Source organism: Bacteroides sp. RCH18 (assembly GCF_058231005.1).
In genome coordinates, this window is record NZ_JBIPTC010000001.1 from 3,714,130 (window position 1) to 3,739,072 (window position 24,943).

Here is a 24,943-nt window from a genome sequence, read left to right on the forward strand (position 1 = left end):
CAATAAATGATCAAACTTATGAATAAGAGAAGTTTTTTTTCAGGCTCCTTCTTTCTTGCCTTGTCGGCGGGAGCCCTTGTTTCCCTTCCTTTTTTAACCGGTTGCCAAGACGAGCAACTGGTAGACGGCAGGGAATCGGATACCGTTACCTTCGAAGCCCTCAGTCCCGACCAATGGGTGACCGATTCCAGCACTCGTTCAGGCAGCGGTGTTTTCGCTCCTGACACCTCCTATACGGTCAAACTTGACGAGCTTTCCGAGAACGGCAAGCCGGTGTACCTTCACGTGCAGGTGATCGACGGGATAGACAGCTCGCTGTTGGATAACATGGCATCCGCCCTTCCCGACAGCACGGATGAGAGCGGATTCTTAGCCGACCGGCCCTGCGGACTTCCCGCCACACGCGGAGTGAAGGTCAGCAGCATAAGCTCTTTCGGAGTGAGCGCAGTCAACTACAGCCAGTTCAGTCCCACCGGTCCGTTTAACCTGATGGAAAACAGGCAAGTAGTATGCTCAGGGGGTACAGGAAGCACAGACGTCAAATGGCCCGTGTCAGGATCGGTATCTTTCTATGCCTACGCCCCTTACCATACGGATGCCTCGGTAAACAAGGAGAACTTCAAAATCAGCAATGTACGAAAAAACAGCTCCAGCGAGGGGCTTTCCTTCGACCTGGAGATGAACGAGAAAACCACTTCCGCCGAGACCGTCGACCTGCTTGTGGCATCTTCCAAGGTCTCTACGGGAGACAGCCGCAAGCCTGCCAACTTGAACTTCCAACACGCGCTTTCCGCTGTACAGGTACGTACAAGCGAAAACTTCTACAAAGGAACATTCGAGGAGATCAAATTAACCAATGTCGTCCGGAAAGCCACTGCCGAAATAGGCAAGAACGGACCCGGAACTTTCGATTGGACATTAGACGAGCAGAGCCGGGGCACACTCACACTACTACAAAACGGATCCGGAATCACAGACAAGAACACCGACCTTATTCAAGGAGGCTGTTTTTTTGTCATACCGCAATATCCAAACCAGAATAATCAAAGCGGATCAGTACATCTAAATATTAAATTCAAGCCCGAAGGAGTCAGCCAATCCAAGATCTCGAACCTGGACCTTTACGGGACAGGAAAGATCGCAGAGGGAAAGACCCATATATTCACACTATCAAACTCACCCACTGCTCCGGACCCGAAATTGGAGTATACGCTTGAGGCATGGGATAGCGAAAATCAAAGACCAATAGAATCGGAGATTGTCCTCGGATACGGAACTACAAATAAAAAACTGGAATTCCAAAGCTATAGTACAGTCATTGGCGGAAACGGCACCCAAACACATGAACCTTGGACAGCAGATTATTCCACTGACAATGGAGCTACCTGGCAGGCATTCCCAGGCAATAATGGAGCGTTTAATAAGTATATGCAATTCTTATCTTGGAGTCAGAACAAGCCAGGCGTTAACGACAACATCATAATCAATGCCTACACGGATATAGGTAATCCAGTATGGGGGAATCCGGAAGAGGAAACACTGAAAAATGGAGAATTCAAAGGCCTGGCATCCTCACCTTATAACCTTGCCACTCACAGCCAAGGTACAGGAGCAGCATATTCTGCCAACTGTTATGTTATCAACGGACCGGGATACTATTGTATTCCTCTTGTCTATGGTAATCTTATAAAAGGCAATGTATTCAACAAATCATCGGTTGATAACGGTACTAATGATGCCAGAGGAGGGTATTTGTCTCCCCTGTTAGATCATGCTGGTAAGGGGATTCATGATGGAAAATGGATAGTCGAGAGATATCCGGGCCAACTCAATAAAGTCGAACTCTTATGGCAGGATGTTCCGGATTTAGTCACGAATATCCGTCTCGCAAATATTCAAGGTGAGCAAAACAGATATCTCTCGTTTGATATACCTAGCGCTAATATTAAACAGGGAAATGCAGTTATCGCTCTAAAGAATACTTCTAATGCTGTCTTATGGGCTTGGCATATCTGGGTAACTCCATACAAACTTGATTCAGCTGTAGACCAGTACACACAATCTCCATTCACGGACGTCAACATGACAAATCATGCTGGTAAAAGCTTTCGAATGATGGGAATGCCGTTAGGACACTGTATAGGTCAATCGGCGAGTTTTCCGGAATCTTCTATCAAGATACGCATCAAGCAAGAGGCTACTGGAGGGAAGACAAAAGTATTTACTCTAAAACGTCTCAGCTATAAAATGCGCAAGCCGGGACGTACACCTCTATATCAGCACGGACGGCCTGTGCCTTTTCCTCCAACGGAATTCAAGGAGACTTACCAGTGGGAGGAGAAATGTTGGTTTACAGTCTGGCATCATAAGGACAATCCCGATAGAGATGGGAAACTTGGTTTTCGGCAGTGGGATGATTACGCTCCTAATACTGCTGTAGCTCTTGAACGACCCAGGTGTTTATATCGTAAAATACGTGGTACTTACTCTACATGGTGTAATGACGAGTTCCGTAATCGTTGGGACAATGCTAATTTTCATACCAACGGCAGTTATAATTATGATGGAGGAGTAGTCAAGACTATCTATGACCCTTGCCCGTATGGCTATTGCATGCCGCCAGCGGCTGCTTTCACTGGTTTATCCCGCGACGGGAAGAATCATGAAACTCATGAAGATTACTCAAATTGGCTATCTCCGGGAGTAAATAATGCTTCTTATAGGAATGACTATGGAGTCTACTTTTACACTAACCCTAGCAATAAGGAGGAGGATAAAACGATCTTTATCCCGGCTACAGGATTCGCTGCTCCATATGCCGGAGGCACAAACGGAGTAGACATAGATTATGGTCATGCAGGCGGAAACACCTCGCATTTCTGGACCGCTACATTTAACTGGGAGAGCAGAAAAGCGTATACTGTGGAGCTCTCCGCCGGAAATCAAGGAGGATTTTTGCATGTAGACAATACGCTTAGAAGCAACAGCGACGCATGTGCCGTTATTCCTATGTATGTAGGCCACAATTAACTTCCGTTATAACCATTTGTTTAAACACTAAAAAAATAATTATGAAACGACTATCAGTTTATTTTATCTTTATTGTGTGTCTGCTTTTCTCTCCTTCAGCGTATGCTGAAGGACGAGAAGAAGCGATAAGTTTTGATCGCCTCCCGGCTGCCGCGCGTGAGTTTCTTTCAACGCATTTCCAGGACCTGACACTGGCCTATGCCGTTGCCGACCACAAAATCATGACTGTAGAATATGAGGTGACCTACACGGACCGTACGGAGGTGGACTTCCGAGCCGACGGTTCTTGGGAAAGCGTCGAGCGCAAGTACGCTCCCGTCCCAGCGGCCATCATCCCCAAGGCTATTTCCGATTTCGTCGCACGGAACGATATGTTCCGGGGACAGTTCATCCGTGAGATCGAGAGGACGCCCTATACATGGGAAATCAAACTCTCCGGAGGACTTGAAATCAAATTCGACAGCAAATTCACCGTTATCGGTTATGACGACTGAGAATATTGCCGGAGGAGTCCGGGTATTTTAACTCAATTTCAGACTGGGGAAGAGGAGTACCGGATCCTTTTCCGCCTCTTCTCCTTCCCCGCTCCCCCGGACAGCGGAGAATGTGCCCGGGGATAATATTCACTTAATCTAAAAATTTTACAAGCATGAAGAATTTATTGAAGACGATGGCGGCAGGCGTATTGGTCACCCTCGCCGCTTGTACAAACGATGACAATGCCCCGGCGGCAGATTATGTAAGCCACCGGGCGCAGGAAGCGCTCCTTGCCAAATATCCCGGAGCCTCAAACATACGTTGGAGAAGCAAAGGAAACTATGTGATTGCCACCTTCTCTACCCCCGCCACTGCCACCCGCACCGCCTCAGACTCTCTGAGCAACACAGGCTGGTTCGACAACAGCGGAGAATGGTATATGACCGAAACAGATATCCCGAAGGAAACACTTCCCGCACCCGTACAGCAAGCTTTCGAAAAGACCGAATACAGCCAGGAACCCTGGTGGATCACCAGCTACGCCGACCAGCTTGACCGAGGAACAGGCGTGGAGACGGTGTACGTGATCGAAGCCCGCAAGGAAGAAGGCACAGGCGCGCAGACCCAGGTCCATCTCTACTACGCGGCAGACGGCGTGCTGATCAAGAAAGTGGCCGGTGCAGGCAATGACTATGATTACGAGGACTATATCCCCTCCAAGCCTTCGACAGGCATCGAAGACTATATCCGCAACAAACACCCCGAAGCACGCATCACAGATGTTGACTATGAGCATGGTATGACGGAAGTGGAACTCATTGACGTGCAAGGAAATGAATGCTTCTGTCGGGAGTTGCTCTTCGACAGCAGCGGAGCCTGGCAGTACACCAAGACGGAAGTACGCTATGACCAGGTGCCCCAGCAGGTCCTTACAGCACTCAAGGGAAGCAAGTATAGCGCTTACTGGATTGACGACATAGACTACTTTGACACCCCACAGGGCGAATTCTACCGCTTCGAACTCGAATCGGCGGATGACGAGGATGTGAAAGTGGATATCACGCTGGAGGGAACGGTGACGGAGGCAAGACCGCAGCCCGGACAGGGAAACGGGCAGATGGTGGCACAAGAAGTCAAGGAGTTCATCAACACGAAGTACCCCGGTGCGCTCATCCTCGAATATGACTGGGAGGACGGCTTGCTCGAAGTGGAAATCCGGCATAAAGAAATCAATATAGGAAAAGAAGTCAAGAAGAAGGTGCTTTTCAACGGTGCAAACGCATGGGTATGCACCGAGTGGGATGTCCGCCGCTCCGAACTGCCGCAAGCCGTGAAGGACGCCATTGCCACATCACCGTGGGCAAACTACGACGAGATAGATGACATCGAGTATGTGCAGACACCGCAGGTGGAATACTATCTCATCGAGCTGGAGAGCGGCAAGCAGGAAAAGGAGCTACGAGTTAAAGCTGACGGAACGATACTTTAAACCGTAACCTGACATGAAAATGAAGATGTATATGGTAATGCTGGCGGTCATAGCCGCCAGCTTGCTTTCGCTTACAGGATGTGACGACGAACGGGAAATCCCATACAGCAAACTGCCCGCGGCCGCAAAAAACTTCATTGAGACCTATTTCCCGAAGGAGAGTTGCGTGTATGCACAGCGGGAAAAGGAGGACGGGCGAAAAGAATATGAAGCGCGACTGAGTAACGGAACGGAGTTGGAGTTCAACCAACTGGGAGAATGGAAAAAGGTCGACTGCAAGTTCTCAACACTACCAGAAGGAATAGTACCCCAGAAAATCAAGCTGGACATCCAAACACGCTATCAAGCGGCGGGAATATACAAAGCGGAACGGGAATACGGAGGATATGAGATTTCAATAGGAAACGGACTGGAACTGATATATTCAGAGGACGGAACGTTCATAAGGGAGGAGAGGTACTGAACGGAAAATATGTCAATTCCTAAATTACAAAATATATGTTTTTGAGAAAACGGAACAAAAAGCCGTATATGTTTCCCAAAAAACGGAAGAGGAAGTCGTTTACAGTCGGAGCGACCATACTCGCACTCGCCTGCATACTGCTCTACTGCATGTATGGAGAGATGCGCATTCCATACCAGTGGCTGCCCAAACAGGCAAAGGACTTTCTCGAATCCAATTTCCCAAAAGACAGGTGCCTCTGTGCCGAACGCAAGCACGATGACGCGCTTATCGAGTATGAGGTCCAACTGGTCGGAGGTACGAAACTGGAGTTCACCTCTTCGGGAGAGTGGAAGAAGATTGACTGCGGCTACTCCTTCGTGCCCTCCGGCATTGTTCCCCAGGCTATTTCCTCTGATGTGAAATCTCGTTGTCCCAACGGGCATATCTGCAAGATAGAACGTGCGCACGGAGGCTACAAGGTGAAGGCAGGCAGCGGACCGGAACTGATTTACGCGGCTGACGGAACATTCATACGGACAGATACCTGAATCCGATTCAAACGAACTGACTTGAAAAAGGACTTGAAGAAAAATGAAGAAAAAACATTGCATAATAGTACTGACGATGCTGCTGGCAGGACTGCTGCTGTTCACTCAGTGCGGCTCCATGCGTATTCCTTACCGACGCTTGCCGGGAGAAGCAAAAACGTTTATCACCGCCTACTTCCCAACCAGAAAATGCATCTATGCCGAACAGGATAGGGATGACGGCCGCAAAGAATACAAAGTGAAGCTCAACGACGGCACGGAGATAGAATTTTATGCTACCGGAGACTGGAAGAAAGTGGACTGCAAGTACGCGTTCCTGCCGCTCGGCATCCTGCCGGAAACCTTAGTGGCAGACTTGGATACAAGATGCCCTGGAATGAGAGTGTATAAGGCGAAGCGGGAATACGGCGGATATAAGATTTCAATAGGTAACGGACCGGATATGATATATGCAGCTGATGGAACGTTCATAAGAAACGAATTTGATTAATCACATAAAAACAATGCCAATAACACTATGACCAAGAAAGAATTTATAGCCAATGTGGCTGCCGCAAGCGGCCTGAGTATAAAAGAATCGGAAACGGCGATCAATGCCCTGATTAAAGTCATCCGCGACACCATGCACCGGGGAGAAAGAATATCCCTTGTCGGCTTCGGCTCGTTCGCGGTAGTGGAACGAAAAGCGCGCAGGAGCTATAACCCGCAGAAGAGGGAAATGATGCAGGTGCCTGCCAAGAAGATTGTGAAGTTCAACCCTAGCAAGGACCTAGATATCGACAGTAAACCTGTCGGCGGTGAAAGTAAGGACAAATAACCCCGGTATGGCATGATGACTACGGAAAATGAAAAAGAACGGATGCAGGAACTGTATTATTCACTTATGACCGGAGAGGATGACACAAGGATAGAAGTGGAGGCACCGAAGTTGCAAACCCTATTTTATGTCTTGTCCGGAAGTTTGTGTCTGAATCTCTTGCTCCTGATACTGCTCATCGTCCTTACGGTGGCTACCCCCATGATTTGACACATATCGGCAACGCTTTATGAAAACCTCTTCCCCGGAAAAAGCCCGTCAAGGAAAAGTTTCTGCCAAGACCGTGGAAAAATACGCCAAGGCAGTGGAACTGTATGGCAGCACACAGCTCTCCTGCCGGGAGATATGCCGTATGTGCGGGGTGACACCCTCGGGGCTCGGGGCACACATAAACAGATACCACCGCCATCTGCTGCTGAAGCGGAATGGGATAGAGTGTGAAGACGCGCAGGCCGCCCGGCATATCAAGCTGGGCAGCCTGCGTGGTCAGTCACCAGCCACTCGTGCCAAATACCGGGAAGCGATAGAGGCATGCGGGCGAATGGAACACATAGAGATGAACCTCTCGGAACTCGCCCGACTCTTCGGCCTGGACGGTTCGGGACTTGCACGGCAGTTACGGACACATTATCCCGAAATCCTCGAGCAGAGGGAAAAGGAGCGTTTGAGCTTGGGGCATGACGACCATCTGCCCAGGGGAAGCAGGCATTTCAGCAAGAAGCAGTACGCAAAGGCCGTAGAGATGCTGCGAGCGGACCGCTACATAACGGTAAGGGAGGCTGCAGACAGGTGCGGGGTTTCCTACTCGGGACTGGAGCAGCACCTGCTCTTCTACCACAAGGACCTGGTAAACAAACGTATAAGGATACGGGAAAAGGCGGTGAGGCAAAAATGCAAAGGGGAGATTACAGGACGTGGAAGCGTGCACGCCCCTGCGCCAAAAATCGTGGAGAAGTACGCCCCCGCCCTGCGGCTGTATCGGACAACTTGCCTCTCGGCAGCACGCATCGCAAAACTGACGAATGTGCCCAAAAAGGGATTTTGTGAGTACCTGCAAAAATGGCACAAGGACTTGGTATGCAAACGAAGGAATATACCTTATGAGGAAGGGAAACCCGTGGACTGGTCGAAAGCAAGGAAATATAATCCGGCAACACGGCAGAAGTATGCCCAAGCCATCCGGAAACTGAAGGAGAGCGAACTGCCGACAGCAACGGTCGCCACTGAATATGGCCTGCATCCGGAATGCTTGAGGAGATACATCAGGGAGCACGAACCGGAACTGCACGCCAGACAAGGGATGGTAAAGGGAAAGGACGGACAGGTCATGGCCAGGCGGAGCATGCAGAAGTATGCTCAGGCGGTAAGGATCTATGAGACGACAACCGAGTCGCTGAAGTCCATCGCACAAAGACTCTCGCTCGTCTATCCGTCGCTGTGCTGCTTCGTGCGCAGAAACTTTCCGCAGGCCGGCACAAGACACAAAGCGCTGTGCGCGGCCGGAAAAGAAGCACGTACGAAAACAGGCGGCGGCAGGGCAAGCGGAAAGGTATAGAAAAGTTACGAACAAGTATTTTGAAATGATATTGAAAAGTTATGTTATTTGAATCCATAGTACGTTTTGCGGTCACAAAGAAACTTTTTGTTGCGTTGACAACACTGTTTCTCGTGGCCGGGGGGATTTACGCAATGCTGACACTCCCCACTGACGCCGTACCTGACATTACGAACAACCAGGTGCAGGTAGTCACCCTTTCACCGACCTTGGCCCCGCAGGAGATCGAACAGCTCATCACCTTCCCGGTAGAAATGGCCATGAACAACGTCATGAACGTCGAGGAGATACGTTCCGTCTCACGCTTCGGGATGTCCGTAGTAACTGTAGTATTCAAGGAGAGCGTGCCCATCCTTGAGGCAAGGCAGCTTGTAAGCGAGCAGTTGCAGACACTCGCCGGAGAGATCCCCCCGGGACTGGGAACACCCGAGATGATGCCCATTACCACAGGGGTGGGAGAAATTTTCCAATACACACTAGAGGTGGACCCAGACCACAGGGAACGCTATGATGCCACTGAGTTGCGCACCATACAGGACTGGATTGTTAAAAGGCAGCTCTCGGGTATTTCCGGAGTGGTGGAAATCAACAGCTTCGGAGGCTATATGAAGGAATATGAAGTGGCCGTCGACCCGGACGCCCTCTACGGGCTGGACATCACACTGGGGGAAGTATTCGAGGCACTCAGCCGAAACAACCGGAACACGGGTGGAAGTTACATTGAAAAGCAGGGACGCGCCTACTACATACGCACCGAAGGTATGGTATCCTCCTTGCAGGACATTGAACGCATCGTGGTGGGAAACCGCAAAGGCATCCCCGTCCACGTAGAGGATATCGCAACAGTGCGCTACGGCGCAGCCAAAAGGTTCGGCGCCATGACAATGGACGGAACGGGGGAATGTGTCGGAGGAGTGGTGATGATGCTCAAGGGTGCCAATGCGGGAGCGGTGACTAAAGAACTGGAAGAACGCATGGAGAAGGTAGCGAAAATGCTGCCCGAAGGAGTATCAATCGCCCCCTACCTGAACCGTTCGGAGCTGGTGGAACGCAATATCTCCACTGTCATCCGTAACCTGGTCGAAGGAGCTGTCATCGTCTTCCTGGTACTGATAATCTTCTTGGGAAATGTACGGGCCGGCCTTATCGTGGCATCGGTCATCCCCCTGGCAATGCTCTTCGCTTTCATATGCATGCGGCTCACAGGAGTGACGGCCAACCTGATGAGTCTGGGAGCCATAGACTTCGGCATCGTGGTGGACGGTTCCATTGTCATTGCCGAAGGAATACTCGCGCACCTCTACAGCCGCCCTTTCCTGGGACGGACACTCAGCCGGGAGGAAGCGCAGGCGGCAGTCATCAACGGAGCGGGCGGAGTCGTACGCTCAGCGGCATTCGCGGTGCTGATCATACTGATCGTTTTCCTGCCGATACTCACACTTACCGGCATAGAGGGGAAGTATTTCCGTCCCATGGCGCAGACGCTCATCTTCTGTATCATCGGGGCACTCCTGCTCTCCCTGACCTACGTCCCCATGACGGCCTCCCTTTTTCTAGGACGCCGCATACGGGCACACCGGACACCGGCGGACAAATTCTTCGAAGTGCTCGGTACCCTGTACCAACGGTGTCTGGGAACGTGCCTGCGGTTCAGCCGGACCACCCTTGTACTGGCTTTCGCAGCGCTGGCGGGAAGCCTCGCCCTCTTCACCAGGCTCGGGGCGGAGTTCATCCCAACACTTGACGAGGGAGATTTTGTGCTGGCAGCCTCGCTGCCGGCAGGAAGTTCGCTGGAGAACAGTATAGGAATGACCACCAAAGTGGAGAAGCTACTGCTTGACAACTTTCCCGAGATCGAGCATGTAGTCGCCAAGATCGGTACGGCAGAGGTCCCCACCGATCCTGTCGGCATCGAGGACAGCGACATGGTCATACTGATGAAGCCTGCCGGAGAGTGGACCAGCGCATCCTCACGCGCAGAGCTCGTATCGAAGATGAAAGCGGTCCTCGACACGATTCCCGGCCTGATTTTCAATTTCAGCCAGCCAATCCAGCTACGCTTCAATGAACTGATGACCGGAGTCAAGTCGGACATCGCCATAAAACTCTATGGGGAGGACATGGCAGAATTATACGCCAAGGCCTTGGAAGCTGCACGTTTCGTTAGGGAAGTACCCGGAGCGGCGGACGTGATTGTGGAACAGACCATGGGACTCCCGCAACTGGTGGTACGTTATGACAGGGCACGCATCGCCCGCTACGGAGTGGATATCGACGAGCTGAATACGGTCATACGGACGGCATATGCGGGTGAAGCAGCGGGCACGGTCTTCGAGAACGAACGGCGCTTCGGCCTTGTCGTACGCCTAGACCACGGCAAAGCACGGGAATTGAACCTCGACCGCCTGTTTGTACACACCTCGGAGGGAGTACAACTGCCGGTAAGCGAGGTCGTATCGGTAGAGGTGACAGACGGCCCGCTACAGATCAACCGGGAGGCCGCTAGGCGGCGTGTAGTCATAGGTGTCAATGTACGGGACGCCGATACGCGGCAGGTCGTGGAAGAAATACGCAGAAAACTGGAAGAGAATGTCATGCTCCCGGCAGGATATTATTTTGAATACGGAGGGCAGTTTGAGAACCTCCAGAACGCCATCGGGACACTCTCTATTGTCACTCCCGTGGCACTTATGCTGATACTGCTGCTGCTCTTCCTGGCTTTCCGCAGCGTGCTGTACACGCTTGTCGTCTTCAGTACCGTGCCGCTCTCGCTTATCGGAGGCATCCTGGCCTTGTGGGCACGCGGGCTGCCTTTCAGCATCTCGGCAGGAGTGGGATTCATAGCGCTATTCGGAGTGGCGGTACTGAACGGAATACTGATGATCGACCGCTTCAATACGCTGCGGGATGAGGGACGCTACCCTCTGGCCACATCACGTGTCATCACACAGGGAACGCCACACCTGCTACGCCCCGTGTTCCTTACAGGACTGGTGGCATCACTCGGCTTCGTACCCATGGCCGTAGCCACGACAGCGGGTGCCGAAGTGCAACGCCCGCTGGCAACAGTCGTTATCGGAGGGCTCGCGGTTTCCACGCTGCTGACCTTGCTGGTGGTTCCCGTGTTCTACCGGGTCGCCGCCATGCTGCCGGTACTTGGGCGAAGGGAGGCGGTCAGAAAACTGTTCCCATTCCTGTCCATACTTGCATTGCTGTTGCTGCCGACACAACAGATGGCGGCACAGCAGCACGTAACGCTCGATCAGGCGATAACCGTCGCCCTGGAAAACAGCCCGAGGCTGCAGGGGGCGAAAGCGGCCGTAGAACGCGCGCGGAGTATGCAGGGCGAGTCATGGGAACCGGGAGCGCTGTCCGTGGAATACACGGCAGGACAACTCAACGGCCCCTCACGAAGGGACAACCAAATCACCGTGACCCAGCCACTCGGATCCCCTGTGACGCCTTTTTACAAGAATGCACTGGCCAAAAGGCGGGTCATCACCGAAAGCTACCGCCGGGAACTGGTAAAACGGGAAGTAACGGCCGAGGTAAAACGCGCATGGGTATATTATCTGTATACATTACGATTGCGGGACATTTACCGCACGCAGGAGGAGCACGCAAGCAGGCTCTTCCGCACGGGGGAAATGAGGTACGAACAGGGCGATATCTCACAATTGGAACGCAACATGACTGCAACACTTGCAGCAGAAATGAAAAACAAGTTCTTTCAGGCCAGGGAGGAACACAGGCTTGCCACATCACGCCTGCAATGGGCCTGCCAGACTGACGAGATGTTGCTTCCGGCAGAAACGGAGTTCGTACAATGGAGCGTGCAGGAAAAACACGTGGAAATGCCGAACACATACAGGAACTATTTCAACAGCCTAGCAGAACAGGACAAGCTGCAACTCAAACTCGAAAAAAGCAGGATGTTCCCCGAATTCTCCATTGGATACCAAAGACAGAACATACTCCCCGACAAAGGGCTCAATGCATGGTCCGTAGGAATGTCGTTCCCCCTGTTCTTCAACGCGGGCAGGAGCCGGATACGCCAGGCACAAGCCCAGGTCAGGATCAGCCAGGCAGCCGTGCAAACGGAAAGAAAAACACTGGCAAACAAAATCCTGGAGATAGAAGCGACAATAGCGCGGTATGACTATAGCATACGCTATTACCAAACCTCGGCAATCCCACAGGCGGATATGCTGACACGATCGGCGGAACGGGCTCTCGAGGAGGGGGAAACAAGTATTTCCGAATTCATACAGAGCATGCGTAGCGCCCTGGAGATACGACGCGGGGCGGCCGATGCACTCTACCAATATAATATTGCAGTAATTGAATATGAGCTATACCGGTAAAAGAATAATGAAAACAACATTGATTTTAGCATTAGGACTGCTGCTGACAGCATGCGGCAACAGCACTACATCCGTCTCGCAGGAAACCCCTGAAAAGAAGGCGGTTTCCTCACAGAATGGACAGAAACAAACGAAAGAAAATGAGAAAAGTGTCAACAACCGGGCACTGCCGGCACGGACAACCTTCAACGGAACGCTCGTCGTGCCGCCACAAAACCGCGCCTCAGTGACACTGTGCATGGATGCAACAGTGAAAAGCACTGTCCTGCTGCCAGGAGCAAGGGTGAATCGGGGCGACTTGGTGGCCACAGTTGAGAATCCCGCATTTATTGACCTGCAACAGACATTCCTGGAGTCACATGCCCAGGAGGAATTCCTGCATGAAGAGTATCTCCGGCAACATATACTGTCAAAAGAAGAAATCGCCTCACGAAAGAAACTCCAGCAAAGTAAGGCCGCATGGTTGTCCATGAAAAGCAGGAAGGATGCGGCAGCCGCACAGCTATCACTCTTGGGGATTGACACCGGGCAGCTACTGAAAGCCGGCATAGCACCAGTATTGCCGGTACATGCACCAATTGGAGGATACGTGAGCGGAACGGACATCAATCCGGGAAGACACGTAGCAGCAGGGGCTCCCCTGTGTGAAATCATTGACAAGAACCGGATCATGCTAAGGCTGACAGTGTACGAAAAGGACCTCGAAGGAATCACCGAAGGAGACAGGATTGAGTTCCAAGTAAACGGAACAGGGGAAAAAATGTTTTACGCAAACGTAACATCCATAGGAAAACAGGTGGATAAGGCGGCAAGGTCGGTCGAAGTATATGCGGCAATAGAAAGGCCCGATGAAAGGTTCATGCCGGGAATGTATGTCACGGCACAAGTAACCCGTGGTGCAAAACAGCCAGAATGACAAACGGGAGATACGATGAATACCCCCGGTCGCAAAAGTAAATGAAGCCGGGGCATTCATATGGAAGAAACAGGTATCTGAGTCTGTATACCATACAATATATGCAGAATTTTATCCGTCAATACACTGCCAAAACCAAGTCAACAATTCTAAAACACAATAAATCAGGAATAAAGATAATAACTTGTGCATGTGGTTAAGACTTAAAATATTTTTAGGATATGTAATATTGATAATTCTGCTTGTTATGACTATCTGCTTTTTTCGTATAGAGCAGATACAACGCAACAGTCTGCAACTGGACGAACGGGAACTGGACCGTATTCGCCATCTGGCTGAGGAAACGTATTACGGACTACTTGAACTGGCCACTTATGGAGAAACGGTCAGCGCATGGGATAAAAGCGACTTCAGCCTTTACCATATAAAAAGGAATGAGGTTTGCGATACGTTACAAGAATTAAAGCGATATGTGGATATCTCCGAACAACAAATACGCATAGATTCATTATGCCTGTTGCTAGGGAGAAAGGAACTGCTGTTAGACAGTGTAATGAATACATTTGAGCGTTTTTGCAAAGTTAGCGAAATCGTAAACCGTAAAATTCCGGTAATCGTATCTCAAGTCTACCCCAATAATGTTCTTTCCTCTGCAGACAAAGAGAGGAAAGAACCCCCAAAGAAGGGCTTTTGGTCCTTCCTCAGACATAAGGATAGAAAATCCGCTTATTCGAAACAGAAAGCGCAACATAAACAACCCAGCGGAAAACGCCAAGGAAAACCAACTGCTGCAGATATGCTGCATAATCTCGGCAGGGAGGTGACTGATATGGAGGAGAGTGAACGGGAAAGGCTGTTGGAACAGATGGACCGCCTGTACAGCAACAATATGGACCTAAACCACAGGCTGCGCCGAATAATTGGAGACTTTGAAGCAGAAGCCAGAATACGGTTAGAAGAGCGTTATAGACAGTTCCTTTGGGCACGGGATCGGTCCTTTTATACGGTTTCCACCCTTGCCGTCTTTATTTCATTGCTGACTATTTTCCTTTATATCATCATACACCGGGAGCTGAACCGACGGAACCGATACCGTCGTCAGCTGGAAGCTTCCAACAGGGAAAACACGGGACTCCTCCAATCCAGAAAGCGTATGATGCTGACTATCGCCCATGATCTGCGCTCTCCCCTTGCCACTATCAGGGCAACGGCAGAACTGCTGCCCGGTGAAAAGAAAAGAGCCGAACAGCAGGAATATGCTGAAAATATCCGGCATGCATCAGATTATATGCTTTCTCTGGTTGACACTCTGATGAGTTTCTATCTGCTTGATACAGGACAGGCACGGGAAAATATCTCCGTCTTTTGCCTGGAAACCCTGTTCAAGGAGATTGCGAACAATTACATGCCGCTCGCCCAGAAGAAAGAATTGCAACTGTTGACGCGGTATTCCGGCATAAACGCTGTTGCCAGCTGCGATAAGGGACATTTGCAGCAGATTGTGAACAACCTGCTTTCCAACGCCCTGAAATTTACCGGGAAAGGATATGTCCGGTTAGAAGCGACATTCAACGGTGGAGAACTATGTATCAAAGTGCAGGATACGGGAGCGGGAATGAATGATGAGGAACAGAAGCGGATATTTGATGTGTTCGAAAGGCTTGACAATGCCCGCGGCGTTTCCGGTTTCGGACTTGGTCTTGCCATTGTTTCCCGGCTTGTTTCACAGATGGGCGGTTCCATCGGGGTGGAGAGCTACCCGGGGAAAGGCAGCTGTTTTACCGTTTCTCTGCCCCTTCGCCCTGCAGACAGTGCTTCCTTGAAGGAAGAACTACAATTTCCGTCTGATTATCAAATGGATAGTCTTCGTATTCTCCTCCTTGACGATGATCCGAGACAACTTTCCATTATACGTGAGATGTTCAGGCGAAACCGGGTTGAATGTGACTGTTATACCGATTTCCGGCAGGTGGTTGCAAAATTGCGGGATGAGGATTATGACGCGTTGCTGACGGATATCCGCATGCCTGACATGGACGGGTTCGAACTGCTGGAATTGTTGCGCTCATCCAATATGGAAAGGGCCGGAACAATTCCGGTCATAGCCGTGACTGCCGATATGGATCCGCAGGAGGAGTATCTTTCCCGGGGATTCGCCGGGTGTGTCCGCAAACCCTTCCGGATGAATGAGCTGCTGGAAACCGTTTCCCGAATCGCCGGAGAGAATAGGCGGACGGCATGGCAACCGGATTTCTCCCTGATTCTGAACGGGGAGGATAACAAGGGGGAGATGCTCGGTATCTTCATCTGGGAAACTCGCAAGGACCTTGACAGGCTGCATGGGGCGTTGGAAAGAGATGACCGTCAGACAGTCCGTGAGATCCTGCACAAGAACCTTCCCCTGTGGACAAGTGTCCGCCTTGATTATCCGATAGGGGAAATGCAGGCTATTGTACTGTCTGATCCGGAACTCTGGACGGAAGAACAGATAAGGTCTGTCTATAAGATAGTGGAAGCGGCAGAGAAATTAATTGCCTGTGCGGAAAATATGAAGAAGAATATAAAATAAGTAAATGAAAAACATATTGATTATAGAGGATGACGTTGTCTTCAGCCGCAGTATCAGTAACTGGCTGAAGAAAAAAGGCATGGCAACCAGGCATGTGGCTACACTCTCGGCGGCCCGTAAGGAACTTCAGGCTAAAGAGTTTGACCTTGTCCTGGCCGACCTGCGCCTGCCGGACGGCAGCAGTATGGAACTGCTGAAGTGGATGAAAGGAAAACATTATTCCATCCCGTTCCTTATCATGACCAGTTACGGTCAGGTGGAGAATGCTGTGGAAGCCATGCAGCTTGGGGCTGCCAATTACCTTTGCAAGCCGATACGGCCGGACCGACTTTTGGAAGCCATAGAGAAAGAACTCAGCTGTCCGCATCATGGCGGAACAGAATTCTACCGCGGTGAAAGCGAAAAGTTCCGTGAGATGTATCGGCTGATAGGTCCTGTGGCCCGTTCCGACATGTCCGTCTTGCTTCGTGGAGCGTCGGGTACGGGGAAGGAGCACATTGCCGCCGAGATTCATGAGCGGAGCCTGCGCAGGCACAAGCCTTTTGTAGCCGTGGACTGTGGGGCCGTTTCCGACGACCTTGCCAGATCCGAGTTCTTCGGGCACTGCAAAGGGGCATTCACCGGTGCGGACAGTGACAAGGCGGGACTTTTCCAGGCTGCCGAAGGTGGTACGTTGTTCCTTGACGAAATCGGTAACCTTGCTCCCCAGAATCAGATGAAACTGCTTCGTGCCTTGCAGGAAAAGCATTACTTGCCGGTCGGAACAATCAGGGAACGTCCCTTTGACGTCCGCCTTATCACCGCCACCAATGCGGATCTGGAGAAAGCCATTGCGGAAGGGAGTTTCCGTGAGGACCTGTACCACCGGCTGAACGAGTTCACTATACAAGTACCGTTACTCTCAGAGTGCAAGGAGGATATTCTCCCTTTAGCCGAGTTCTTCCTAAAGCATTTTTCCCGAAAATACCGAAAGGCTGTTCGTGGCTTCGAAAGGTTGGCGGCAGCTGCACTACAGCAATACGGCTGGCCGGGGAATATCCGGGAACTGAAGAATACGATTCAACGTGCGGTTGTATTTGCAAGGACAGAATGGATATCCATAGAGGAACTGAGACTGGATTTGAGTATGAGGCGGAAGCAGACCGAAATCCTGTCAGAGGAAGAAAAAGAAAAACAGTTGATTCTCGCTACACTCGAACGGACTGATGGCAACCGTGCCCGTGCGGCCCGAATACTCGGTATCAGCCGGACCTGCCTGTATGACAAGTTAAAAAAATATAGTATCACCTGATAAAGGATATATGACTTCACGATATCCTGCAATACGAGAACCGGATATTATTAACATCCGTCATTTGCGTTTCCGGCTGTTTTAGGATATATTTGCGGAAAATATGTATATATTACACAAGGTGTACACATGTCTTACAATCCTGTAAGGTACTGTATGCCTTTTGTGTTTACACCTGTTCGACAATATTATGATATATTTTGCTGATATTTAGCTATTTGACTATTAATTTTTCAGATGCGATTGTTCTTGGCATAGCATTCGCCCTTATTTTTTTGCCGAAAAGCTTCATTGTCAAACTTAAGCAAATAAAATCAACAGTATGAAAACACTAAAGACACACCGTCTGCTGGACTGTTTCCGAAAAGCGGTCCAGGAACAAAACACCATTTCGGAAAACATATTGTTATCCGCCTATGAGGAATTTCTGGATTTTCTGCTGCAACTGGCAGAAGGCGAACTGTCTGTCCTTGAGAAGCTCCGTCATCTATACCATACGAAGCTGGAACTGGATACCTGCCTGAACATGGCACAAGAAACAACCTGTAGGTACCTGTATGCCTGCCTGTCGAAAACCGTTGCCCTTGTCAAGACAGAAATTGAACTGCTCCACCTTGCCGTGAAACATCCTGAATACTGTACTGTCCCTTCTGTGATGAAAGAAAGGCAGCACGGTTCATCCCCGCTTTACTGGAAAGGCTCCCTGGCCAACCTTATGGAGCTGATCACCTCTCTGGATTATTCAGGGTTCATAACGGATAGTACGGGAGCACAGCAGTCATTCGCTTCCCTGGTGGCAGCATTTGAAGCGTTTCTCCATGTGAGGCTTCCTAAACCTTATGACCTGCGTGCCGATCTCGCACGACGTAAGAAAAGCCTTTCAGTGCTACTACCTAAACTCAGGGAAGTCTTTGAAAAAAATATCATAAATTGTGGAATCAGCTACAAATGACAGAGGAAAAAATCCCCCTGTCATGAATAGTCATTTCCTGTCATGAATAGTCACATTACGGAATTTGGACGGTACCCAAATAATCGTTTATTTTGCTCCCGATAAAAACATTAAGAATATGGCTAAGATCAAACAGGCGTACAAGAAAGAGAAAACGGCCGTTTCGCAGGCATGAAGAGGCGGCCGCAATCCGAAAGAACCCTCCCAGCTTCATTCCTATTATTACGGGTTTCGGCTGAACGAGCTCCAGAATATCGAGTTCGAGCGGCTCTATGAGAATTCCGGTGCCGGAACCAAGTCGCAGTTCATCCTGTCGGCCATTTTCGGCAAACCGATGAAAGTGGTGAAAATCGACAAGGCGGCCACGGAGTACTACATCAAGCTCACCAACCTACAGAGCGAGTACCGCCGCATCGGAGTGAACTACAACCAGGTTGTCAAGGCGGTCCATAGCGGGGAGCTGACCCAAAAGAAAGCCCTTGCCCTGCTTTACAAGCTGGAACAGCTGACCGTGGAGTTCGTATCGTTGAACAAGGAAATCATCCGTCTTACCAAGGAGTTCGAACAATGGTTGCAAAGATAACATCCGGTGCCGCCATCTACGGGGCGCTGTATTACAATCAGGAAAAAGTGGAGAAAGGGAAAGCGCGGACACTGGCATGAAACCGCGTGATGGAGACACCGGAGGGAAAGGTCGGTATTGCCGAATGCATGCGCAGTTTCGAGCCTTACCTTGCCATGAACCGCCGGACGGAAAAGCCGGTGATCCATCTCTCGCTCAATCCCCATCCCGATGACGTGCTCTCCGATGAACAACTGGAAGCCATCGGGCGGGAATACATGGACAGGCTCGGATATGGCGACCAGCCTTACATTATCTTCCGCCATGACGACAACGCACGGCCCCACATCCATATCGTCTCCCTGCGTATTGACCAGCAGGGAAAGAAAATCAAGGATTACAAGGAATGGGAACGCTCGATGGGTATCTGCCGGGAACTGGAAAGGAAGTACAACCTGCTGCAATCACGCAGGGAGGAATACAGGGTTTCCCGGCCGATGAGTGCGGTGGACTACACGAAAGGCGATCTGAAACACCAGATTGCGGCTGTGGTAAAACCGGCCGTGCAGAATTACCGCTTCCAGTCATTCAAGGAGTTCAGGGCACTGCTCGGACTTTTCAACGTGACCGTAGAGGAAGTGCATAAGGTCGTGGACGGGAAACGTTGCGACGGCCTGGTCTATGCGGCGACCGACGGGAAGGGAAAACGTACCGGGGTCGGAATCAAATCCAGCGATATCGGGAAAAGCGTGGGATACCGTGCCCTCCAAAAGAGGTTCTCACAAAGCAGGGCATGGATGAAAAAGCATCCCCTGCCGGAAAAGACAAGGGAAAACATCCGTACGGTACTCTGCCGGGATACCCGTGAAGGATTCCTGCACGAGCTGGCAGGTAAAGGCATCGTGCCCGTACTCTGGGAGAACGGGACGGGCATGATCTACGGCGTGACCTATATAGACCATAATACCAAGGCGGTCTTCAAGGGATCGGCGCTCGGCAAGGAGTTCTCCGCTTCTCTTATCAACCGGAAATACGGCACACCCCCGTTCGTCCCCGACCGGCCGGCTCCCGGACAGGAACCTCCCGTGAATATGGACACAAGGGAAACGGGGTTTGCGGAAGGCCTGCTGGATATCTTCTCCATGGAATCCTGTCCCTACCCGGCTGAGGACATTCCCCGGAATATTTATGGAAAGAAGAAAAAGAGGAAGGGGCGGAAAGGCCCGCGGATCAACTAACGAAGTATTCACGTATAACAACCAATCATAACCCATATGGCACAAGAAGATTCCAGAGGGCTTGGCAAGACCATCGACTTCATGCGGGCGGTCAGCATCCTGTTCCTCGTGATGAACATCTATTATTTCTGCTATCCGTTCTTCCATGCCGCCGGTTGTACCAACGGCATGGTGGACAGGATATTGCTGAACTTCCAGCGTGACACCGGACTGTTCACCAGCTCCCCCGTGACCAAATGCTTCAGCCTGATGTTCCTTTTCTTCTCCTCAATGGGCGCCAAAGGGCGGAGGGTCCCGGATATGACATGAAAGCGTATCGGCTGTTACCTGGCAGCTGGGCTGCTCCTCTATTGGGGAAGCGAGCTTTTCCTCACCGTCGGCTGGAGTGTTCCGCTCACCACCCTTGCGTATGTGTCCGTCCTTGCCGCCGGGTACATCTGTCTGCTCACCGCAGGCATGTGGATCGGGCGTCTTTTAAAGGAACACCTGATGGATGACGTCTTCAATGAGGAGAACGAATCCTTCATGCAGGAGACCCGCCTGATCACCAACGAATACTCGGTGAACCTGCCCACACGGTTCTATTATAAGAAGAAATGGCATGATGGATGGATCAATGTCGTATTGCCCCAGAGGGGCTGCATAGTGGTCGGATCACCGGGCAGCGGGAAGAGCTACTGTGTCATCAACCAGTTCATCAAGCAACAGATAGAGAAAGGTTATGCGCTTTACTGCTATGATTTCAAGTTTCCCGACCTGAGCCTTATCGTCTATAATCATCTGCTCAAGAATAAGGACAAGTACAAGGCGAACGTTCAGTTCTACGTGATCAACTTCGACGATCCGCGGCACAGCCACCGCTGCAACCCTATCAACCCGGCCTTCATGTCTGACATCGCTGACGCCTATGAATCGGCATATGTGATCATGTTAAACTTAAATAAGACCTGGATACAGAAACAGGGTGACTTCTTCGTGGAGAGTCCGATCGTGCTGTTCGCCGCCATCATATGGTATCTCAAAATCTACGAGAACGGGAAGTACTGTACCTTCCCCCACGCCATCGAGCTGCTGAACAAGCCCTACTCGGACATATTCACCATCCTGACCTCGTACAGGGAGCTGGAGAACTACCTCTCGCCTTTCATGGACGCCTGGAAAGGCGGGGCAATGGAGCAGCTCCAGGGACAGATCGCAAGTGCCAAGATCCCGCTCTCGCGTATGATCAGCCCCTCGCTCTACTGGATCATGAGCGGGGACGACTTCACGCTGGACATCAATAACCCGGACGAGCCAAAGGTACTATGCGTGGGCAACAACCCCGACCGTCAGAACATCTATTCGGCGGCCCTGGGGCTGTACAACGCCCGTATCGTCAAGATGGTGAACCGTAAGGGAAAGCTCAAGTGTTCCATCCTGGTGGACGAGGTTCCGACGATATATTTCAAAGGGCTCGACACCCTGATAGCCACGGCCCGCAGCAACAAGGTGGCCGTCTGCCTGGGCGCGCAGGATTTCAGCCAGCTGGTACGCGACTACGGTGAAAAGGAGGCGCGCGTCATCCAGAATACCGTCGGCAATATCTTTTCCGGGCAAGTGTTGGGGGAAACGGCCAAGAACCTCTCGGAACGGTTTGGGAAGGTGCTCCAGCAGCGCAAGTCCGTCAACATGACCCGTGAGGACACATCAACCAGCATCAGCACACAGCTGGACTCGCTGATACCGGCCTCGAAAATATCCAATCTCTCCCAGGGCATGTTCGTGGGAAGCGTCTGCGACAGTTTCCAGGAGAAGATGGAACAGAAAATCTTCCATTGCGAGATCGTTGTGGACAACGCGAGGGTGGCGGCCGAAACGAAAGCCTACAAACCGATCCCCGTGATTACGGACTTTACCGGCGGGGACGGCAAGGACCATATGCGGGAAGAGATAGAGCGGAACTACTACCGCATCAAGGAGGAAGTGGGCGGGATCATCCAAAAGGAGCTCTGCCGTATAGAGAACGATCCGAACCTGAAACATCTGCTGGAAACGGAAGATGGCGGGTAACAATAGTTTTAACCATTCATTTTAATTTATCGAATCATGGAAAAGAAGAAAACCAGCGCGGGCTGTCTGCCCGGCAAACCCTGCTTCCCTTGGGTGGGAGGCAAGAGAAGACTGCTTCCGGTACTGATCCAGTCACTACCAGAAAATATCACGGAAATGGCAACCTATGTGGAGCCCTTTGTCGGGGGCGGTGCCCTGTTCTTCTGATTGAGACAGACCTATCCGCATATCCGTTGTGTGATCAACGACTCGAACGAGAGTCTGGTTAATGTCTACCGTGTCATACGCGACACGCCGGAAGAACTGGTCGGATTGCTTGCCGGCATCCAAGGCGAGTACCACGCCCTTGAGGAACGTACGGAAAGAAGGGGCTATTTCATGGAAAAGCGTAGGGTCTTCAACGAGGAACACCCGGATGACATCACCCGTGCCGCCCTTTTCATTTTTTTCATGCGTACCTGCTACAATGGCATCTATTCGGTCAACCGCAAGGGCAAGCTCTCGGTAACCTTTGGTACGGGCAGCCGCGCCAGAATACTGGAGGAGGAACTGATCCGCTTCAACCACAAGCTACTGCAGGGCGTCATCATCCTGGACGGGGACTACCGCCAGACGAGAAGATATGCGGGAGAAAAATCGTTCTTCTACTTCGACCCGCCCTACAAACCCGTCAACGAGGCCGGAACCTGCACCTCCTATATGCCGGACGACTTCGATGACAACTGCCAGATAGAGCTGGCCGGATTCTGTAAGGGCTTGGGAGAGAAGGGAAGCAAATGAATGCTCTCCAACTCCGACCCCCGTCAGAAGAACCCGGAGAACACCTTCTTCGACGACCTGTACGCCGGCTTCCATATCCAACGACTGAGCATCTTCCGCTCGGTATGTTCCATAGCCGAGAAGAGGGAGACGGTCAGCGAACTGCTGATCAGAAATTATTAGACATATATAAAGAACAAGTAGAGGGAGAACCGTTTTCTCCCTCTGCCCATTCAAACTAGCTAGGAACAGTTCAAAGACACTTCCATTTCTTCCCTTAGCTTGTTATAACCTTTCAAAATATCAATAAATTCCTCGATAATAAAATCCGCTCCCTTCTCAGGAAATTTGATACCAGTCTGCACATCAACAAAAACCTTTAGTGCTGTCATAAACTGCGCGTTATTGAAGGCCTCCAGGTACAACATCTGTTCAATATCCAGTTGTTGCTTGTAGCACGAGAGGAATTCTGTGATATAGGACTGAATATTCCTGAAATCGTCAAAGAACGTTTGGTATAATTGATTCCTGCCATCAGGATATGTCCAAAGGGCATTCTTTTTATTCCAGTCCGCTGATTTCAACAGGTTCCTACATCCTTCCAGATCTTTGAGGTCCACGAACGACTGCCCCTCTTTCAGGGGAAATCCCGTTATCATATACTCAAGCATCGTCCCTATATTTTCTATCTTCTTATTTATCACAGGACGAAGACGGTATTTCTCGTGCCGAGCAGGCCATATTACGGTAAACCAAAAGACAATAATTCCGACAACATAACTGTACGAGAGTCCCAGAAATATCCGGTTGAGCCCTTTAACAAACTCCTCGGACCTATTAATCTTCATGGGCGGCAATGCCTCCAGCTCTATAACAAGAATGGCGTATAAACTCGTTATCAGTAAAACAGTAAATAACACCTTGGAATGCCCCAGTACCCAAGCTAGTCTTTTTGACAACAATGTCATAAACTTACATTTTCTAGTTTCTTTTCCCCACATGCAAAAAACGTTCTTATTTTTAGTAAGAGTAAAATTAATAAAAGAACGTATTTTTTACAAGATTCCGGCTGATTTTTATTTTTCTAAGGAGTGGAAAGTAACCACTCCTCACTATCTTTTTAATTTTCATTCGTTCTGACCAGGAATAACTTTGGGGCTCCTAAAAGTTTTCATTTTTTCCTGCAGGAATTCGTTCAGATCCTTGTGTGGCAGATAGTGTACGGCCTTGTCGATCACTTTTTCACACTGCCTTCCGATCTCCTCCACCGCCTTCCTGCCGGCTTCATCATTATCCAAGAAGCAACAGACCTGTCCGTAGCTTCTAAGGATATCCACTGCCTTGGGCAGGTTGGCCACAGAATTGAGCACCACGCAGTCCGGCACGGCTTGCCCTTTTTTCAAGGCCAGATACGAGAGATAATCCATGAACCCCTCGAAAACCAGTACCGATGACTGCCGTCTATCCTCTGCATTATGGCTGACATGCGTGATATCCTTGGGAGAGACCGCTCCTTTGAAATACGGGTTGCGTATCTCAAGCCCTCCTTTCCTGTTTTTGAAACCGACCGCGAAATACCCTTTGCCGCGCATGTGGTAATGTACCTCCACGCATTCCCTTGAGGCGATATCGGGAGGAATACCCCTTGTCCCGAGATAATCCAGCAGGACGGTGTTCTTAAGAGGTGAGACGCGCAGCTCCTCAAAGGCCGATGTCACAGTCCGTCCTTTCGCAGGAGAAGGAACCGGCCTGAACGCCGGAAAATCGCTCCCGATCCTCTGCAATACGGTCGGGATATCCGTCACCCCGTACAGCTTTTGTGCCAGGTCGATGATGCTGCCCCCGGTTCCCTCCCCGAAATCATGTCACAGGTTCAAGGAAA

At 50.7% G+C, this 24,943-nt stretch carries 17 protein-coding genes and 3 pseudogenes; 18 read left to right on the forward strand and 2 right to left on the reverse strand.

Annotated features, from left to right (window positions below):
• Nucleotides 1–18: 18 nt before the first annotated feature.
• The 18 genes and pseudogenes from ACHLI0_RS14480 to ACHLI0_RS14565 all read left to right on the forward strand — a co-directional run bounded on the left by ACHLI0_RS14480 (nt 19) and on the right by ACHLI0_RS14565 (nt 23,082).
• The gene (locus ACHLI0_RS14480; RefSeq protein WP_490749441.1) at nt 19–3,030 is read left to right on the forward strand and encodes a fimbrillin family protein; all 3,012 of its coding nucleotides are present in this window, start codon (nt 19–21) and stop codon (nt 3,028–3,030) included.
• Nucleotides 3,031–3,071: 41 nt separating this feature from the next.
• Nucleotides 3,072–3,524, forward strand: a complete 453-nt coding sequence (locus tag ACHLI0_RS14485) for a PepSY-like domain-containing protein (protein ID WP_490749466.1) — start codon at nt 3,072–3,074, stop codon at nt 3,522–3,524.
• Between the two features lie 155 nt (nt 3,525–3,679).
• Nucleotides 3,680–4,996, forward strand: a complete 1,317-nt coding sequence (locus tag ACHLI0_RS14490; protein WP_490749467.1) for a PepSY-like domain-containing protein — start codon at nt 3,680–3,682, stop codon at nt 4,994–4,996.
• A 13-nt stretch (nt 4,997–5,009) separates the two neighbouring features.
• On the forward strand, nt 5,010–5,459 hold the full coding sequence (locus ACHLI0_RS14495; protein WP_490749468.1) for a PepSY-like domain-containing protein: 450 nt from the start codon (nt 5,010–5,012) through the stop codon (nt 5,457–5,459).
• 68 nt (nt 5,460–5,527) lie between these two features.
• Nucleotides 5,528–5,989, forward strand: coding sequence for a PepSY-like domain-containing protein (locus ACHLI0_RS14500; RefSeq protein ID WP_490749469.1), 462 nt, complete (start codon nt 5,528–5,530; stop codon nt 5,987–5,989).
• A gap of 43 nt (nt 5,990–6,032) precedes the next feature.
• Entirely contained in the window at nt 6,033–6,479 is a 447-nt protein-coding gene (locus tag ACHLI0_RS14505) for a PepSY-like domain-containing protein (protein ID WP_490749470.1), read from the forward strand.
• Between the two features lie 27 nt (nt 6,480–6,506).
• The gene (locus ACHLI0_RS14510; protein ID WP_490749471.1) at nt 6,507–6,806 is read left to right on the forward strand and encodes an HU family DNA-binding protein; all 300 of its coding nucleotides are present in this window, start codon (nt 6,507–6,509) and stop codon (nt 6,804–6,806) included.
• A gap of 12 nt (nt 6,807–6,818) precedes the next feature.
• Nucleotides 6,819–7,016, forward strand: coding sequence for a hypothetical protein (locus ACHLI0_RS14515; protein WP_490749472.1), 198 nt, complete (start codon nt 6,819–6,821; stop codon nt 7,014–7,016).
• A 19-nt stretch (nt 7,017–7,035) separates the two neighbouring features.
• Nucleotides 7,036–8,361, forward strand: coding sequence for a hypothetical protein (locus ACHLI0_RS14520; RefSeq protein WP_490749473.1), 1,326 nt, complete (start codon nt 7,036–7,038; stop codon nt 8,359–8,361).
• Between the two features lie 41 nt (nt 8,362–8,402).
• On the forward strand, nt 8,403–12,725 hold the full coding sequence (locus ACHLI0_RS14525) for a CusA/CzcA family heavy metal efflux RND transporter (protein WP_490749474.1): 4,323 nt from the start codon (nt 8,403–8,405) through the stop codon (nt 12,723–12,725).
• 7 nt (nt 12,726–12,732) lie between these two features.
• The gene (locus ACHLI0_RS14530) at nt 12,733–13,641 is read left to right on the forward strand and encodes an efflux RND transporter periplasmic adaptor subunit (RefSeq protein ID WP_490749475.1); all 909 of its coding nucleotides are present in this window, start codon (nt 12,733–12,735) and stop codon (nt 13,639–13,641) included.
• A gap of 190 nt (nt 13,642–13,831) precedes the next feature.
• The gene (locus ACHLI0_RS14535; protein WP_490749476.1) at nt 13,832–16,210 is read left to right on the forward strand and encodes an ATP-binding response regulator; all 2,379 of its coding nucleotides are present in this window, start codon (nt 13,832–13,834) and stop codon (nt 16,208–16,210) included.
• A gap of 4 nt (nt 16,211–16,214) precedes the next feature.
• Nucleotides 16,215–17,501: a sigma-54-dependent transcriptional regulator gene (locus ACHLI0_RS14540; protein ID WP_490749477.1), complete on the forward strand. Its 1,287-nt coding sequence runs from the start codon at nt 16,215–16,217 to the stop codon at nt 17,499–17,501.
• A gap of 322 nt (nt 17,502–17,823) precedes the next feature.
• The gene (locus tag ACHLI0_RS14545) at nt 17,824–18,453 is read left to right on the forward strand and encodes an RteC domain-containing protein (protein WP_490749478.1); all 630 of its coding nucleotides are present in this window, start codon (nt 17,824–17,826) and stop codon (nt 18,451–18,453) included.
• Between the two features lie 181 nt (nt 18,454–18,634).
• Nucleotides 18,635–19,036: pseudogene (gene mobA / locus ACHLI0_RS14550) on the forward strand (conjugal transfer protein MobA); the annotation flags it as partial.
• A gap of 89 nt (nt 19,037–19,125) precedes the next feature.
• Nucleotides 19,126–20,253 carry a conjugal transfer protein MobB gene (mobB, locus tag ACHLI0_RS14555; protein ID WP_490749594.1) on the forward strand — a complete coding sequence of 376 codons (1,128 nt, stop codon included), beginning with the start codon at nt 19,126–19,128 and terminating at the stop codon, nt 20,251–20,253.
• Between the two features lie 36 nt (nt 20,254–20,289).
• A pseudogene (mobC, locus tag ACHLI0_RS14560) lies at nt 20,290–22,302 on the forward strand (conjugal transfer protein MobC).
• Nucleotides 22,303–22,338: 36 nt separating this feature from the next.
• A pseudogene (locus ACHLI0_RS14565) lies at nt 22,339–23,082 on the forward strand (DNA adenine methylase).
• Nucleotides 23,083–23,303: 221 nt separating this feature from the next.
• Here the strand turns inward: ACHLI0_RS14565 and ACHLI0_RS14570 are convergent.
• On the reverse strand, nt 23,304–24,029 hold the full coding sequence (locus ACHLI0_RS14570) for a hypothetical protein (protein WP_490749479.1): 726 nt from the start codon (nt 24,027–24,029) through the stop codon (nt 23,304–23,306).
• A 159-nt stretch (nt 24,030–24,188) separates the two neighbouring features.
• On the reverse strand, nt 24,189–24,866 hold the full coding sequence (locus tag ACHLI0_RS14575; protein ID WP_490749480.1) for a toprim domain-containing protein: 678 nt from the start codon (nt 24,864–24,866) through the stop codon (nt 24,189–24,191).
• Between the last annotated feature and the right edge of the window lie 77 nt (nt 24,867–24,943).